The sequence below is a fragment of the Enterobacter sp. RHBSTW-00901 genome, assembly GCF_014103115.1.
In the GTDB taxonomy this organism is placed as follows: domain Bacteria; phylum Pseudomonadota; class Gammaproteobacteria; order Enterobacterales; family Enterobacteriaceae; genus Enterobacter; species Enterobacter cloacae_P.
On record NZ_JABXPB010000001.1, the window covers coordinates 2316781 to 2332191 of the forward strand.

11 protein-coding genes and 1 pseudogene are annotated in these 15411 nt (G+C 54.1%); 2 read left to right on the forward strand and 10 right to left on the reverse strand.

Annotated elements, in window-relative coordinates:
* Positions 1-2: 2 nt before the first annotated feature.
* Together aaeA and aaeX are read right to left on the reverse strand one after the other, a co-directional pair.
* The gene (aaeA, locus tag HV318_RS11125; protein ID WP_182272822.1) at positions 3-935 is read right to left on the reverse strand and encodes a p-hydroxybenzoic acid efflux pump subunit AaeA; all 933 of its coding nucleotides are present in this window, start codon (positions 933-935) and stop codon (positions 3-5) included.
* Between the two features lie 7 nt (positions 936-942).
* Positions 943-1146 carry a p-hydroxybenzoic acid efflux pump operon protein AaeX gene (gene aaeX, locus HV318_RS11130; RefSeq protein ID WP_000051841.1) on the reverse strand — a complete coding sequence of 68 codons (204 nt, stop codon included), beginning with the start codon at positions 1144-1146 and terminating at the stop codon, positions 943-945.
* Between the two features lie 179 nt (positions 1147-1325).
* On the opposite strand from aaeX, the gene aaeR reads away from it, so the two are divergent.
* Together aaeR and HV318_RS11140 are read left to right on the forward strand one after the other, a co-directional pair.
* Positions 1326-2252 carry an HTH-type transcriptional activator AaeR gene (gene aaeR / locus HV318_RS11135; protein ID WP_182272823.1) on the forward strand — a complete coding sequence of 309 codons (927 nt, stop codon included), beginning with the start codon at positions 1326-1328 and terminating at the stop codon, positions 2250-2252.
* A gap of 219 nt (positions 2253-2471) precedes the next feature.
* Positions 2472-3086, forward strand: coding sequence for a YagU family protein (locus HV318_RS11140; protein ID WP_182272824.1), 615 nt, complete (start codon positions 2472-2474; stop codon positions 3084-3086).
* A gap of 50 nt (positions 3087-3136) precedes the next feature.
* Here HV318_RS11140 and tldD read toward each other — a convergent pair whose 3' ends face one another.
* From tldD to csrD, 8 genes and pseudogenes are all read right to left on the reverse strand, one after another.
* On the reverse strand, positions 3137-4582 hold the full coding sequence (gene tldD / locus HV318_RS11145; protein ID WP_182272825.1) for a metalloprotease TldD: 1446 nt from the start codon (positions 4580-4582) through the stop codon (positions 3137-3139).
* Between the two features lie 84 nt (positions 4583-4666).
* Positions 4667-8467, reverse strand: a pseudogene (gene yhdP / locus HV318_RS11150) (AsmA2 domain-containing protein YhdP).
* 43 nt (positions 8468-8510) lie between these two features.
* A complete protein-coding gene (gene rng / locus HV318_RS11155; RefSeq protein WP_112013115.1) occupies positions 8511-9980 on the reverse strand; it encodes a ribonuclease G in 1470 nt (489 codons plus the stop codon).
* A complete protein-coding gene (locus tag HV318_RS11160; RefSeq protein ID WP_182272826.1) occupies positions 9970-10563 on the reverse strand; it encodes a Maf family protein in 594 nt (197 codons plus the stop codon). Before HV318_RS11160 ends, rng begins: the two co-directional genes overlap by 11 nt.
* Positions 10564-10572: 9 nt before the next feature.
* A complete protein-coding gene (mreD, locus tag HV318_RS11165; RefSeq protein WP_182272827.1) occupies positions 10573-11061 on the reverse strand; it encodes a rod shape-determining protein MreD in 489 nt (162 codons plus the stop codon).
* Positions 11061-12077 carry a rod shape-determining protein MreC gene (gene mreC, locus HV318_RS11170; RefSeq protein WP_182272828.1) on the reverse strand — a complete coding sequence of 339 codons (1017 nt, stop codon included), beginning with the start codon at positions 12075-12077 and terminating at the stop codon, positions 11061-11063. Before mreC ends, mreD begins: the two co-directional genes overlap by 1 nt.
* Before the next feature lie 61 nt (positions 12078-12138).
* Positions 12139-13182 carry a rod shape-determining protein MreB gene (gene mreB / locus HV318_RS11175; protein WP_000913396.1) on the reverse strand — a complete coding sequence of 348 codons (1044 nt, stop codon included), beginning with the start codon at positions 13180-13182 and terminating at the stop codon, positions 12139-12141.
* A 279-nt stretch (positions 13183-13461) separates the two neighbouring features.
* Positions 13462-15402 carry an RNase E specificity factor CsrD gene (csrD, locus tag HV318_RS11180; RefSeq protein WP_182272829.1) on the reverse strand — a complete coding sequence of 647 codons (1941 nt, stop codon included), beginning with the start codon at positions 15400-15402 and terminating at the stop codon, positions 13462-13464.
* Positions 15403-15411: the final 9 nt, after the last annotated feature.

Here is a 15411-nt window from a genome sequence, read left to right on the forward strand (position 1 = left end):
GATTAACCAAACTCACGCAGGCGATGCGCTATTTTACGGAAGATGGAATCCTGGCTGGCATCGCGATCCTTTGCACCAGTAATGACCACAGTTGCCGTAGTACCCGCAGGCCACAGGTTGCCCTGCTGTTCATCCAGATGGATACGCACCGGCACACGCTGTGCCAGACGTACCCATTCCAGATTGGAATCTACCGTCGCCATCCCTTTCTTGTCGTTGGTACTGCTGGCGTTCGTGACACCGGCAGCAACGCAATCCACAGTACCTTTAAATACGCGGTTGCTGCCGAGCGGCGTGATCTCCGCGCGATAGCCCGGACGCACCCCTTCAAGCTTGGTTTCTTCCATATAGGCAAGCACGTAGAAGGAGTTCTGTTTCACCAGCGCCACGGCAGTCGAGCCACGGGTAATAAATTCACCGGTATAGACGTTGAGGTTGGTTATCCAGCCATCCGAAGGTGCGCGAATAACCGTACGCTCCAGATCCAGCCTTGCCAGATCGCGCATCGCTTCGGCTTTCGCTAACTGATGCAGTACGGTTTGCAGCACGTTGTTGGACTGGTCAATCTCTTCGCGGGACATCGCCTGGACGCCCAGCTGGTTACGACGACCGGCCTCACGACGTTTTTCAGCGGCCAGCGCCTGGTAATAGGCCACGTCTGCTTCTGATTCTTCCAGCGCTTTCTGATAACGAGGCTGGTCGATAGTGAACAGCACCTGGTCTTTTTTCACCAGCTGGTTGTCGTGTACGTTCACCGCGGTGATAAGCCCGGCCACATCAGGGGCAATCGCCACCACATCGGCGCTGAAACGCGCATCGCGCGTCCACGGTGATTCGGTGTAATAAACCCAGGCGCGAAAGATAGCGATGAACGCGAGGGTAACCAATGCCATTGTGATGGCGGTACGGGAGATTTTTCTTGTTAGCGTTTTCACATCAACCTCAGACAAACAGGCGCGATATCAGGTAAAACAGGCAGCAATACAGCGCGGTATTGAACAATGCAGGATGCCAGACGAAATCGTAGATCCCGGTAGGGACCAGCACCCTGCGCACCAGCCAGAAAATCGCCAGTGATAAAAGAAGCTCAAAGAATATCGGTGGGAACGACAAACCGAACACCACGATAACGGGAAACAGACTCATGTTGACCTTGATAAGAGAGAGTGCAGGCGACAGATTTTTTTAGCGCACGCCACCGCAGAAGAGCAAGAAACGCCGGGCGAGAGTGGCGCAGTCGTTATGTAATTAATAATATATTAACGTAACTGTTATGCTGTTATCTATAATATGTGATCTAAATCACTTTTAAGCCAGAGTGAATAATGGAACGTTTAAAACGCATGTCGGTCTTTGCCAAAGTGGTTGAACTTGGCTCTTTTACCGCCGCAGCACGGCAGCTTCAGATGAGCGTCTCTTCCATCAGCCAGACGGTGTCAAAACTGGAAGATGAGCTTCAGGTCAAGCTGCTCAACCGCAGTACCCGCAGCATTGGGCTGACGGAGGCGGGTAAAATTTACTATCAGGGCTGTCGCCGCATGCTGCATGAAGTGCAGGATGTTCACGAGCAGCTCTACGCCTTTAACAACACGCCTATCGGCACCCTGCGCATTGGTTGTTCTTCAACTATGGCACAAAATGTTCTCGCTGCCATGACCGCAGAAATGCTTAAAGAGTATCCGGGGTTAACCGTCAATCTGGTGACGGGCATTCCGGCCCCGGATCTGATTGCCGATGGTCTGGATGTGGTGATCCGCGTAGGCGCATTGCAGGACTCCAGCCTCTTCTCTCGTCGGCTGGGCAGTATGCCAATGGTGGTTTGCGCCTCGAAAAGCTATCTGGCGCAGTACGGCATACCAGAAAAACCCGCCGACCTCAGTAACCACTCCTGGCTGGGATACAGCGTGCGTCCGGATAATGAATTTGAGCTGATTGCTCCGGAAGGACTTTCTACCAGACTGCTCCCTGAAGGCCGGTTCGTGACCAACGATCCAATGACCCTCTCCCGCTGGCTGGTTGCCGGTGCCGGGATCGCCTACGTACCGTTGATGTGGGTGATCAACGAGATCAACAGCGGTGAGCTGGAGATCCTGTTCCCGCGCTATCAGTCCGATCCGCGCCCGGTCTACGCTCTGTATACAGAGAAAGACAAGCTGCCGCTCAAAGTACAGGTCTGCATTAACTATCTGACTGAGTATTTTGTGAAAGTGGCGGAACTGTTCCAGGAAATGCGGGGGAGAAGGAAGGAGTAATTCAACAGCGCCTGAACGAATATCTGGCATGAATATTCTCTGAATGGCTATAGCAGTCATTCAGGAATTCCCCTTCCCGACTATCAGGAATAGTTAATTGACACTTTTGCCACCCGTCATTTATCTTGTAGTCGTCTGAAATTCAGACTGTTATATTTTTGTTATACATATAAACAATAAAAATATATTTCTCAGGATCACTTTAAACAAGGAATAACAATGAATCTATTTGAAATGACACCGCCTTCACGGAGGCGCTACGGACTCGCCGCATTCATTGGCCTGATTGCAGGGATTGTCTCCGCATTTGTAAAATGGGGGGCTGAAGTCCCGCTTCCACCACGTAGTCCCATCGATTTATTCACCAGTGCATGCGGGCCAGAACAACTAATAAGAGCAGCAGGTCAGATCGATTGCTCACGCAATTTTTTAAACCCACCGTATGTATTTCTGCGCGACTGGCTGGGGATTATTGATCCTAACGCGGCCGTTTATACATTTGCCGGACATATATTTAACTGGGTTGGCGTGACGCATATTATTTTCTCAATCGTCTTTGCCGTAGGTTATTGCATAGTTGCAGAAGTCTTCCCGAAAATAAAACTCTGGCAAGGCTTGCTGGCCGGTGCATTAGCTCAGCTGTTTGTCCACATGATCTCATTCCCGCTGATGGGGCTTACCCCACCGCTCTTTGATCTTCCATGGTACGAACACGTTTCAGAAATCGTAGGCCATCTGGTCTGGTTCTGGTCAATTGAAATTATTCGTCGTGATCTGCGCAACCGCATCACTCACGAGCCGGATCCTGAAATCCCGTTAGAGCATTTACGTTAAAAAAAAGGCGCTACTTTTTGAGTAGCGCCTTTTTTTCATACTGCTTCCGATCAGGCGGTACCGCCCACCGTCAGATTATCCACTTTCAGCGTTGGCTGACCGACGCCCACTGGCAGGCTCTGGCCCTCTTTACCGCAGACGCCCACACCGTTATCCAGCTTCAGGTCGTTACCGACCATAGAGATTTGCTGCATGGCTTCAATACCGGAGCCAATCAGGGTTGCGCCTTTTACCGCTTTGGTCACTTTACCCTTCTCAATCAGATAGGCCTCTGAAGTGGAGAAGACAAACTTACCGGAGGTGATATCCACCTGACCGCCGCCAAAGTTTGGCGCGAAGATACCGTAATCCACGGACTCGATAATCTCCTGCGGCGTGGATTTGCCCGGCAGCATGTAGGTGTTGGTCATACGCGGCATCGGCAGGTGCGCGTAAGATTCGCGACGACCGTTGCCCGTTGGCGCAACGCCCATCAGGCGTGCGTTGAGTTTGTCCTGCATGTAGCCTTTCAGCACACCGTTTTCGATCAGCACGTTGTACTGGCCAGGTGTACCTTCATCATCAATTGCCACAGAGCCACGACGGTCACGCATCGTACCGTCATCCACGATGGTACAGAGTTCAGAAGAGACAAGCTGACCCATCTGCCCGCTGAATACAGAAGTGCCGCGACGGTTAAAATCACCTTCCAGGCCATGCCCCACCGCTTCGTGCAGCAGCACCCCCGGCCAGCCCGCGCCCAGAACCACCGGCAATGTGCCCGCCGGAGCAGCGACCGCAGAGAGATTGACCAGCGCCATACGCACGGCCTCTTTCGCCCACGCGTCCGCGCGCACTTCACCGTCGACATCGCCCAGGAACCAGTCATAACCAAAACGACCGCCGCCGCCGCTTGAGCCGCGCTCACGCTTGCCGTCATCTTCCACCTGTACACTGATGGAAAGACGTACCAGCGGGCGCACATCTGCTGCCAGCGTACCGTCGGTTGCGGCTACCAGAATCAGTTCATATACACCGCTCAGGCTGGCAGACACTTCCTGCACGCGTTTATCCGCAGCGCGCGCGACGTTGTCCACGCGACGCAGGATATCCAGCTTCTCCTCGCGGCTCATGCTCTGCAGCGGGTCGATGCTGGTATAGAGTGCAGAGTGCTGCACTTCACCCAGCGTTTTCACGCGACCATCGCCGGTTTCACGCACGATGGTACGCGCGGCCTGCGCACTCTGCTCCAGTGCATTCAGGCTAATCTGGTCGGCATAGGCAAAACCGGTTTTCTCGCCGCTGACGGCGCGCACGCCGACGCCCTGATCGATGTTATAAGAGCCATCTTTGATGATGCTGTCTTCTAAAACCCAGGATTCGTGATAGCTCGACTGGAAATAGAGATCGCCGTAGTCGAGACGGCGTTCGGTCAGTTGACCGAGAATGGAGAACAGGTTCTGATGGCTCAGGCCGTTCGCTGCGAGCAAATGTTCACTTACCAGGTTCAGACTCATCGTATTGCTACTCGTTCGTTGCCGCCCGGGGCGGTATAAAGATCATATTTATTGAGAGTGAGGCAATTACCTGCCCACGTCAAATCATTGCTGTGCATCTTTGCGAGGCTGGCGCAGCACTTCATTAATCTGCGGTTTATCCACTGGCCCCGTAATGCGGTAGCGCAGAATAGACACTTTGCTCCACAGCGGCCCCAGCACCTTGCTGGCGGCGAACACTGCCGCCCCGATTATCGGGTTCACCACAAAGGCCGTCGCAACACCCACGGTGGCGGAAATTTCCGGTGCCACCACAGCTTCCATATCCAGCTCGCGACGCACGAGATCCACCGACCCTTTCATCGCGATATCCGCTTCCAGGCCATCCACCAGGGTGTCGTCTGTGTGCAGCACGCCGTCCTTGATCCACGCCGTACTGCGGATGGAGTCATAATAGAAGCCTTCGCTGAAGGTATCGCTAAAGTCAAAACGCAGCTTACGCAACAACGCATCAAAGCTCAGCAGACGCAGGATCTGTCCGGCATGACCGGTACTTACGTCAGCAATTTCGCCCTTACCGATGTGGGTTTTCAGGATACCGTTAAGCGAAGCTTCGTCAGGCTTCCACGGTGCCGCACGCCAGTGCAGGTCGTAATCCATATCGAAGGACGAACCGCGAAGCGGGGTACTGACACCAAAGAAACCCGTCGCCGCATCCAGCTTGTTGCCCTTAATGTTACCTTTCAGTGAGGTACGCTGTTCGCCCGGAGTATTCACCCATTCGCCCTCGGCCGTCAGACGGCCAAAGCCGGTATCCACCAGCCCACCGGAGAGGCTCATGGTATTGCCCCGGACGGCAAAATCCCCGTCGATACGGCCATACTTTTGTCCCCATAGCCAGCACTCGGCACAGCGCAATTGCACATCGGGCCAGCCGCTGAAATCCACGCGGGACGTGTTACTCAGAGGCGACGTATTTGCCAGTGGGTCTTTACCGTTCTCAGTTGCCGGGTTGTAGTAGAGATAGCGGATCGCCGCCTGCCACGGCGCGTTCTTACGCATCGCCAGCGTGGCGTTAATTTCCCTGCCTTGTGCCTCCACTTTCGAGCCGTTATCCGTCGGCCTGGAGACAATGCTCAGGTTATTCCACTGCTGCCCACCCAGCGTCAGTGAAGGGGTGCGTATAGTGATGGCCTGGGGGAACTGGGCGGAATCACCCACGTTTTGCCCAACCCCTTGCCGGAACAGTGCCAGCCATTGTGCGCCATCCATCGGCGGGAGATTCAGCTCAACACCCGTCTGTTCTGGCAATGGCGGTGTGCTTCGGCTGTCCGTCGTCCAGATGGCTCTGTCGAGCGTGAGTTTCCGGTTAAGTAGCCAGCGGCTGTTGAAGTGGTTTGCCCCCCCCGCGCTGCCGGTCAGTTCGAAGCTGTTCAGGTTGCCATCAACGTTAAGCTTCACCGGTAACGACTGTCCGGCTTTTTTATCCAGCGGTACAGGTAACTGGCTACTCAGGTTTTTCAGATCGCCCGTGATGTCGACTTTATAATGCGCACCGGCGTGATAAGGCAGATCAATCGCCACTTTGCCATTCCAGGAGGCCGCACCATCAAGCGATTCACCTATCGCTTGTGGCAGTACATCCATACGCGACGGCTGCCAGTGAGCATCCATGTTGATGGCCACCTGATAGGCTTTTTCACCCTCAGTGGTCGAAAAATCAATATTGATCGGCTGGTTAAACCAGGTGGCTTAAACCGGCTCACTTTTCAGGTTACCGTTCACAAAGCTGAACTGTCCGCTAAGGTTTTTCAGGGTACTTTCAAGCGGTTTGATATACAGGCTGTTGTTATTGAGACGGACGTCGCCTTTCGCCGTGGTCATCTTGCCATCCAGCGGGATATCGAGATGTAAGCGAGCATTCACATCGCCATCAAGCTGCAGCTGTTGAAGCGTGGCACCCAGCGACTCTTTAAGCGGAGTCTCCTCAAAGTAAGGGCCAACCGCTTTGCCCGGGCCGTTGATATCGGCATCAATGAGCAGTTTCTCTTTTGAGTAATCCGGGATATTTGCCGTCAGATTGCTGGCCGTCACGCCGCCCAGCGCAACGTTGTCCGACTTCATCCACAACCCGTCATTGAGAAAGTTGAGTTCAATATCGAGGTTTTTAAGCGCAGGCCAGTCCGGCTGGAAGGCAAAGGTCGCCTTGTGCAAAGGCACCAGCACCTGGAACTGACCTTCGTTATGTTTGTACGGGAACAGATGCGGGTTGCCGCCGTAGACCAGCGTGGCGTTATCCGCCTGTCCCCCCTGGATCGCGCCACTCAGGTAATCCACCAGCGCTTTACCCATCAGGTTTTCCGGGAAGTAACGCCAGGCCTGTGAACCGTCGTTCGTACTGATCCCCGCCAGAATACCCAGCCACGGCTCTTCACCTGTTGGCTGAAGATAGCGGAAATCACCACGCGCGTGTACGCCTTTGGCTTTCACATCAATATGGCGGCCATCCAGTTGAAAACCTTTATCATTATTCTGCCAGTTGAGAATAGCGCTACCTTTTTCAATTTCCAGCGGGGCGCGGAAAACCGTTTCGTAAGGCATTTTGGCGTCATGCATATCGGCTGTCAGCCTGCCGTTCTCAACGCTCCCTTCCAGCTTGCCGCTAAAGTGCTCTGCTCCCGGCAGTAATTTCCACTGCTTCCAGGCCAGATCTTTCCACGTGGACTGAAAACGGGTTTTCTCCGTTGCCTGTAACGGGATATCCAGCGCCAGGGTGTCTATTTTCCCGCTCGGCTGTGTCGCCAGCCAGATAGCCCCCAGATCCGGAGAGAGCTTTGTTGCCATTGAGCGAAGCCCTTCTACCGCCGCCAGATCCAGGTTGCTGGCACGGATGCGCAGCTCATCGCTGCGTTTACTGTTCGCGCCGCCAACATCCTGTTCCGGCATCCAGGCCAGCGTCAGCGCACCGCGCGGCCAGGGCTTGCTGTCCATCGTGATACGCGTGTCCGGGATAGCAAACTGCCAGCCCCCTTTCTCCTGCGTGACGTGTGCGGTGAGGTTATCTACGGAAAGCTGATGCTGTTGGTTTTCACCTTTCCAGCTAGCCCCTCCCTGCTTTAGCCAGATATCACCACTGGCAAACACCCCTTTCGTCAGGGTCATCCAGCCTTCAAGGCTAAAGCGAGCCGTTTCCAGCTGCATGTTTTGCTGTAACCAGTCTCCCAGCCACGGCTTTACATCTACGTCATCGGCCTGCAGCCACACCTTGCCGTTGTTCAACAAACCGTTGTCGTCACGCAGATCCATACGCACCTGCATGACACCATGTTGACCATTCAGACTGGAGAGATTGAGCTGCCCTTCAGCACGGTGGCGATCTTTGCCGTTGAGCCAGGTCAGCTGTGGGATCGTCAGCTCAGCACGCTGGCCCGAAAGGGTAATAAAGCTCACTTCGCTGTCGCGCAGATCGAAATGATCGAACTGACGCAGGAAGAGATCGCTGATGTGGTTGGTTTCAAGGCCCTGATCGCTGTCGCCACTGCTCAGCGGCGTATTGGTCAGTAACTGGAGTTGATAAAAGGTGAGATCGCGAAACTGCCAGCGCAGATGCAGCAAACTTTGCCAGACATCCAGCGCCAGGGTCACGCGTTTGATTTTCAGGTAGCCACCGTCTTTCAGGCTGGCATTGATATCCCGGACATCAAGCGTCGGGCCAAAGTTCTGCCAGTTAGCACTGACCTGGCTCACGTCCACCGGTATACCAGTGGACGATTCGATTTTCGCCAGCACCTGCGGACGCCAGCTGTTCAGATGCGGCAAAACGAGGCGCAGCCCGCTCACGAGCAACGCGACAATCACGACAAGCGTTGCCCCTGTAAGCAGTAAAATCCCCGGCAATCGCCTCACGCATCTCTCCTTGTCAGCCTTTGATCTCGCAGCGCACTGCGTTTTACATCATCACCACGTCAAACTGTTCCTGGTTATAGAGTGGCTCGATTTGCACTTTTACCTGCTTGCCGACAAAGATTTCCACTTCCGCCAGCGCGTGTGACTCTTCGCCTTTCAGCGCCTCGGCCACCGCAGGGGAAGCATAGACCAGAAAACGGTCTGAGTCGTAGGCGTGATGAACGCGGACGATTTCACGCATGATTTCGTAACAAACGGTCTCCACCGTCTTTACCGTGCCACGGCCGTGACAGGTCGGGCATTCATTACACAGCACATGCTCCACACTTTCGCGGGTGCGCTTACGCGTCATTTCCACCAGACCCAGCTGCGAGAAGCCGTTGATACTGGTTTTTACGCGATCTTTACTCAGCGCTTGCTCCAGCGAATGCAGCACACGGCGACGGTGGTCTTCATTATTCATATCGATAAAGTCGATGATGATAATGCCGCCCAGATTACGCAAACGAAGCTGGCGCGCAATGGCCTGCGTCGCTTCAATATTGGTATTGAAAATGGTGTCATCCAGGTTGCGATGGCCAACAAATGCCCCGGTGTTGATATCCACGGTGGTCATCGCCTCGGTCTGATCGATAATCAGATAACCGCCAGACTTCAGCTCAACCTTGCGCTCCAGCGCACGCTGGATCTCATTTTCGACATCATAGAGATCGAAAATCGGCTGACGGCCAGAGTAATGCTCCAGCAGGCCTGGCATTTCCGGAATGTACTCTGCGGTGAATTCCAGCAGCGCTTCATACGTCAGGCGGGAGTCCACGCGAATTCTGTCGAGCTGTGCATCGGCAAAATCACGCAGGACGCGCTGAGCAAGCGCCAGCTCACCGTACAGCTGATAGCGGGTCTGGTTGCGTTTTTTACGCTCCATCACTTTCGTCCAGACGCGCTTCAGATAGGCGGCATCGGACGCCAGGTCTTCTTCGCTGATCCCTTCCGCTGCAGTGCGGATGATGAACCCGCCCTGTTCATCGCAGTAAGCGCTGACCACTTTCTTCAGGCGCTCGCGCTCGCTTTCACTCTCAATACGCTGGGAAACACCCACGTGCGATGCGCCAGGCATAAAGACCAGATAACGGGAAGGTAACGTGATGTCAGTAGTCAGACGGGCACCTTTGGTACCGAGGGGATCTTTCACCACCTGCACCATCAGATCCTGGCCCTGACGTACCAGCTCGGAGATGTCGCGCACGGCGAACTGCTTTTGCTCTTCGCCAGCCACGCACTCGGTGTGCGGCATGATGTCGGAGGCATGTAAAAATGCCGCCTTATCCAGTCCAATATCTACAAAAGCCGCCTGCATCCCCGGCAGTACACGACTGACACGACCTTTGTAGATATTGCCTACTATTCCGCGCCGCGCTTCACGCTCAATATGAATTTCCTGAAGAATGCCACCATCAATGTAGGCCACACGGGTTTCCGATGGCGTTACGTTTACCAACAATTCAGCCGTCATAATCATCCCTTCCCTCACGCAGTGAGTTAAAATTGCTCAGCAACTCATACGTTTCCACCAGCGGTAAGCCGACTACGGCGTGATAGCTGCCATTAATCTTCCTGACAAAACAGCCACCCAGCCCTTGAATACCGTATGCACCTGCTTTATCCATAGGTTCACCGCTGGCAATATAAGCGGCGATCTCGTCGTCGGTAAGCACTCTGAACGTGACGTCCGTCACCACCAGGCAATCCAGCACGTTCTGGCTGTCCGCCAGCGCCACGGCCGTCATCACCTGATGCGTTTGCCCGGACATTTTGCGTAGCATGCGCGCCGCATGCTCTGCATCGTGCGGTTTCTCAAGCACCTCACCGTTAAGGATAACGATGGTATCTGCCCCCAGGACCGGTAAGTCACGCGGTGTTTGTGCTACACCGGCCTGCGCTTTCTCTCGTGCCAGACGAGAAACGTACTGCTGAGCACTTTCGCCCTCAGCACGTTTTTCTTCGATGCCAGTCACGATGCGCTCAAAGGAAACCCCCAGTTGAGTGAGCAGTTCCTGGCGGCGCGGAGAACCAGAGGCAAGATATATAGACGTCATAGCAACCTTTTACTGCACAGCAAACTGCTGGCGAATTTTACGCATCAGCAAAAACAGCCACGGCCAGAGCACACCGTTTACTACACTACTCCAGAACACTTCCGGTCGGAAAGAGACGTTTATCACTAAAAACTCTGCCCAGAAAACAACGATATCCGCAGCAAGCGATAACAACATCACCACCAGAGCCTGTTGCCAGAGCGCGAGGTTACGAAAGAGCTGGAATTTGAGTGCGACGAGATACGCAATAATGCTCATGGATAAGGCACGTACGCCCAGCGTCGAGCCACTAATGAGATCCAGTATGGCACCCATCACAAAACCCGTGCCGACATTTACCCGGTGCGGCAGGGCAAGGATCCAGTAGAGCAAAATGAGCAAAACCCAGTTTGGCCGGAAAACGAGAATGTTGTCCGGCCAGGGCATGATCTGCAGTAACAACGCAATGAGAAACGAGAGCCAGATAACCCAGCGTCCCTGGCTACGATAACTTGCCACTACTGCCCTCCCACAGGGAGTTGCGGTGGTGGCGGCGCATCCAGAGGCGGCTGCGTTAACCCCGTCGCAGGTGCAGGTACTGGTGCTGGAGGCCCCATTGAGTCTACCGGAGGGAGAACCTGCGGCATCATCTGCATCAGGCGCTCATTCGCTACACGATGCACATCTTCCGGCGTCATTGGGTTAGTCCCGTTACGATCGGCACCCCACAGCAGCAGCAGGTAGCGCAGACGCTGTAAACCCGCCGTTGGACGCGCCTGAATCACGGTGTAAGCACGCTGTGTATCAAGCTTCACGGAAGAGACAACCGCAACCGGATACCCTTCAGGGAAACGACCACCCAGACCGGAGGTCACCAGTACGTCACCCACACGGATATCCGTGTTGGCAGGCAGGTGTTCCAGCTGCAGATCGTCCGTACAGCCGTTACCGGCCGCAATGACGCGGATGTCGTTGCGCAGCACCTGAATCGGTAACGCATGCGTGGCATCACAAATCAGCAGAACGCGGCTGGTTAGTTTGGCAACAGCAACCACCTGGCCCACAACGCCTTTATCACTGATAACAGGCTGACCTTCATACACACCGTTGGCGCTACCCTTGTCGATCACCACCTGATCGCTGTAAGGATCGTTGACGGTGGAGATCACCTGCGTAACCATTTTCTGCTCATCCTGACGCAGCGGTGAGCCAAGCAGTTCACGCAGACGCGCGTTTTCCTGCTTGTATTGCCCCAGCATCAGCAGCTCGCTGTTTTTCAGCAGCAGTTCCTGGCGTAATGCCCGGTTTTCGAGTTCGAGTTGGTCACGCGAAGACAGCGTTTGAGAAACGGAGTCGAGTAATTCACGGGGACCATTTGATACAAAGTAGAAAGGACTGACGGCGGTATCCATGTACGTTCTGATCTGGCTGAACGTACCGAGGCGGCTATCGGCAATAATGACCCCAAGCGCAACCAGAACCGCCAGGATGAGGCGAAACTGTAGCGATGGGCCACGGCTAAAAATTGGCTTCATAGGCTATGCGTATTCTCGCGTCAGAGAGAAAGGGTAGCGATGCGCTACCCTTTCACAATGACTACTCTTCGCTGAACAAGTCGCCGCCGTGCATGTCGATCATTTCCAGCGCCTTGCCACCACCGCGGGCGACGCAAGTCAGTGGATCTTCTGCAACTACGACAGGAATACCTGTCTCTTCCATTAACAGGCGGTCGAGGTTACGCAGCAGCGCACCACCACCGGTCAGCACCATACCGCGCTCGGAGATATCGGACGCCAGTTCTGGTGGGCACTGTTCCAGGGCAACCATCACCGCGCTCACGATACCGGTCAGCGGCTCTTGCAGCGCTTCCAGGATTTCGTTGGAGTTCAGAGTGAAGCCGCGTGGAACACCTTCAGCCAGGTTACGGCCACGAACTTCGATTTCACGAACTTCATCGCCAGGATAAGCAGAACCGATTTCATGCTTGATACGCTCTGCGGTGGCTTCACCGATCAGAGAGCCGTAGTTACGGCGAACATAATTAATAATGGCTTCGTCGAAACGGTCACCACCGATACGCACGGAAGAGGAGTACACCACACCGTTCAGGGAGATAACGGCCACTTCAGTGGTACCACCACCGATATCAACCACCATAGAACCGGTCGCTTCAGAGACAGGCAGACCCGCACCAATGGCTGCAGCCATTGGCTCTTCAATCAGGAACACTTCACGCGCACCCGCACCCTGAGCGGATTCACGGATTGCGCGACGTTCTACCTGTGTTGCGCCAACCGGCACACACACCAGAACACGCGGGCTTGGACGCATGAAGCTGTTGCTGTGAACCTGCTTGATGAAGTGCTGAAGCATTTTTTCAGTCACGAAGAAGTCAGCGATAACGCCGTCTTTCATTGGGCGGATTGCGGCGATGTTGCCTGGGGTACGGCCCAGCATCTGCTTCGCGTCATGACCCACTGCGGCCACGCTTTTTGGCGAGCCTGCACGATCCTGACGAATGGCCACAACGGAAGGCTCATTCAATACGATGCCTTGTCCTTTTACATAGATAAGGGTATTCGCGGTACCCAGGTCAATGGACAGGTCATTGGAAAACATGCCACGAAATTTTTTCAACATACTAAGGGATAATCCTGAAAGCTGGGGCGGAAAACAAAATCCGCTTACTTTACCAACCACACGCAGCAGCGACAAGGCGCAAAAATCATCTGCTACGGTGAAAATTAGTGCAGTACGTTTCCTTTGTTACAAATTAATCCCCTGAGTCCCTCAGGGCTGAGTAAACAGTGCGTCCCTCACTTTCATTTGTAACTCTTTAAGGTCGTTCACTGGCTTTTTGCTCGTCATACTCAAAGCTACAGGCGCGATATTCTACGTGAAAACAAATTAAACGGCAGGTCAAACAGAGTATCTTTGCAAATATTTTTTCACATTGGTGTCAAGCGGCTGAGAGGTAGCAAAAAAATCCCCCTGACCTCCCGTCACACCGCGCTCTGTCAACATCTGCCATTCGCTTCTCGAACGCACACCCGTGGCAAATACCTGCGTTTGCGTTCCTTTGCACGCTTCCACCAGGCTCTGCACCAGCAGCTGGTTTTCTGTACGCTTTTCGATATTCCTTACCAGCCCTGGATGCAGTTTCAATAATTCAACATCCAGCTCCTTGATCCAGTTGGTGCTGACCAGCGTCAGACCCGCCTGCGTGACTGCCACACGCGCACCGAGTGCATTGATCAAACGTACCACCGGGCGTAACCGGCTGATGTGTTGACCTACATCTGCCTCTGCAAGTTCAAAAATAATGTGTTTGCGTTGCGATTTTTCGCATTGCATTAATGTATCGCGCAACCAGCGTTGAAAACGCGGGCGAATTAACGACTCCACGGTAACCTGTAGCGCAAGGGTCTCTTCAGGCCAGAATGACAAAAACGGAATCAGCCGGGTAATTTGCTGGCGGTCATATTCTTCGGAAAGACCAAATTGCAGCACTATGGGCAGGTATTCCGCAGAGATAACCTCTTCCGTACCGTCAAATATACGACACAGTAATTCGCGGTGATGGACATTGCCGTTTTTCATGACCGCCGGTTTTTGGTAGATACGTGGCCCACCGCGACTCAGCATTTGCTCAATCAGCGTTCGCCAGCGCACATTACCGCGCCCTTTTTCCGGTAGCGAGTCGTCATAAACCGCCCAGCCATTCGCCCCCTGCAACACGGCGTTGCGGGTTGCCGATTCTGCATGTTCCATCACCTGTTCTGTCGACTGCCCCCCGCGCCAGGCACAAATCCCTATATGCACCATGTCGTCTCTGTCGAGCATTTTGCTCTGTGGCAGCGCATCCACGGCCTTCAGCAGCTGGCTGGCAATGCTTTCCGACTCCTTCAGCGTGCGGTGAGGTAACAGTACGGCAAAGTCGCTGCGGTGATAACGAGCCAGCAGCGACCCAGGGTAGCGCATAATAAAAGTGGAGAGCAGGTTGATAAGCGTAAAGAGATTTTCTTCCGCCACATTCCTTCCCCAGGTATCGCGAAGCAGATCGAAATCGGGCAGACGGATCATCATGACCACCCCGTGTGTCCCCACTTTTTCCGGATCGTCCAGCAATGTAGCCAGTTGGTTATCAAAGAACAGGCGGTTGTTCAGACCCGTTTTATTATCCTGCGCAGCATAGGATCGGATCAGCGTATCCATCCGGCTACGCTGATCGCTGGCAAACTGGATTTCGGAAAGCAGTACATCCAGCGCACTGCTGGTGTGTGACGGCCATTCATAGACCGAGCCGCGCACCTGCGGGCCGCGTTCACCGTTCAGTATCCGCACTGAACGGGTCTCCAGTAACTCCTGGCCGGAGAGCTGACGACGCAGCCAGCGAACCGCGAGGAAAATCAGCAGCACAATAAAGGCCACAGAGAGCGTCAGCGGTGCGGTGGTCATTAATGAATGGAAGTAATTAGCCATCGGGTCCAGATAGACCATACGGATAGCCATGCCAGGATGTTTAAGCGAATGTACCGTTACTTCCCGATACTGACTTACGGTACCGGCTGGACGATAGCTTCCCTGTCGGGCATGGCTGAAAACCGTCAGCTTTCCCTGTGTGATGTCGACCTGGACAATATCAACAGGCACCATCAACTCATCCAACTCAAGCGACAGCGCCGGGAATGAGGTGGTGATCAGGCGAGTATCAATAACCGATGCAACCGACTGAACCCGATCAACCAGCTTGTCCTGAATTGCGTTATAAAAGCTCAGGGAGCAGCCAATCAGGGTGACAAAAATGGTAAGCCCCGTTAGCAGCGTGATAAAAGCTGAGAATTTCGTCGTTAATCGCATCCTTGAGAT

What these genes read in the sequence shown, in the direction of transcription:
- csrD (WP_182272829.1), bottom strand. Translation starts at nt 15,402, where the DNA reads ATGCGATTAACGACGAAATTCTCAGCTTTTATCACGCTGCTAACGGGG.
- mreC (WP_182272828.1), bottom strand. Translation starts at nt 12,077, where the DNA reads ATGAAGCCAATTTTTAGCCGTGGCCCATCGCTACAGTTTCGCCTCATC.
- mreB (WP_000913396.1), bottom strand. Translation starts at nt 13,182, where the DNA reads ATGTTGAAAAAATTTCGTGGCATGTTTTCCAATGACCTGTCCATTGAC.
- rng (WP_112013115.1), bottom strand. Translation starts at nt 9,980, where the DNA reads ATGACGGCTGAATTGTTGGTAAACGTAACGCCATCGGAAACCCGTGTG.
- HV318_RS11160 (WP_182272826.1), bottom strand. Translation starts at nt 10,563, where the DNA reads ATGACGTCTATATATCTTGCCTCTGGTTCTCCGCGCCGCCAGGAACTG.
- aaeX (WP_000051841.1), bottom strand. Translation starts at nt 1,146, where the DNA reads ATGAGTCTGTTTCCCGTTATCGTGGTGTTCGGTTTGTCGTTCCCACCG.
- aaeR (WP_182272823.1), top strand. Translation starts at nt 1,326, where the DNA reads ATGGAACGTTTAAAACGCATGTCGGTCTTTGCCAAAGTGGTTGAACTT.
- tldD (WP_182272825.1), bottom strand. Translation starts at nt 4,582, where the DNA reads ATGAGTCTGAACCTGGTAAGTGAACATTTGCTCGCAGCGAACGGCCTG.
- HV318_RS11140 (WP_182272824.1), top strand. Translation starts at nt 2,472, where the DNA reads ATGAATCTATTTGAAATGACACCGCCTTCACGGAGGCGCTACGGACTC.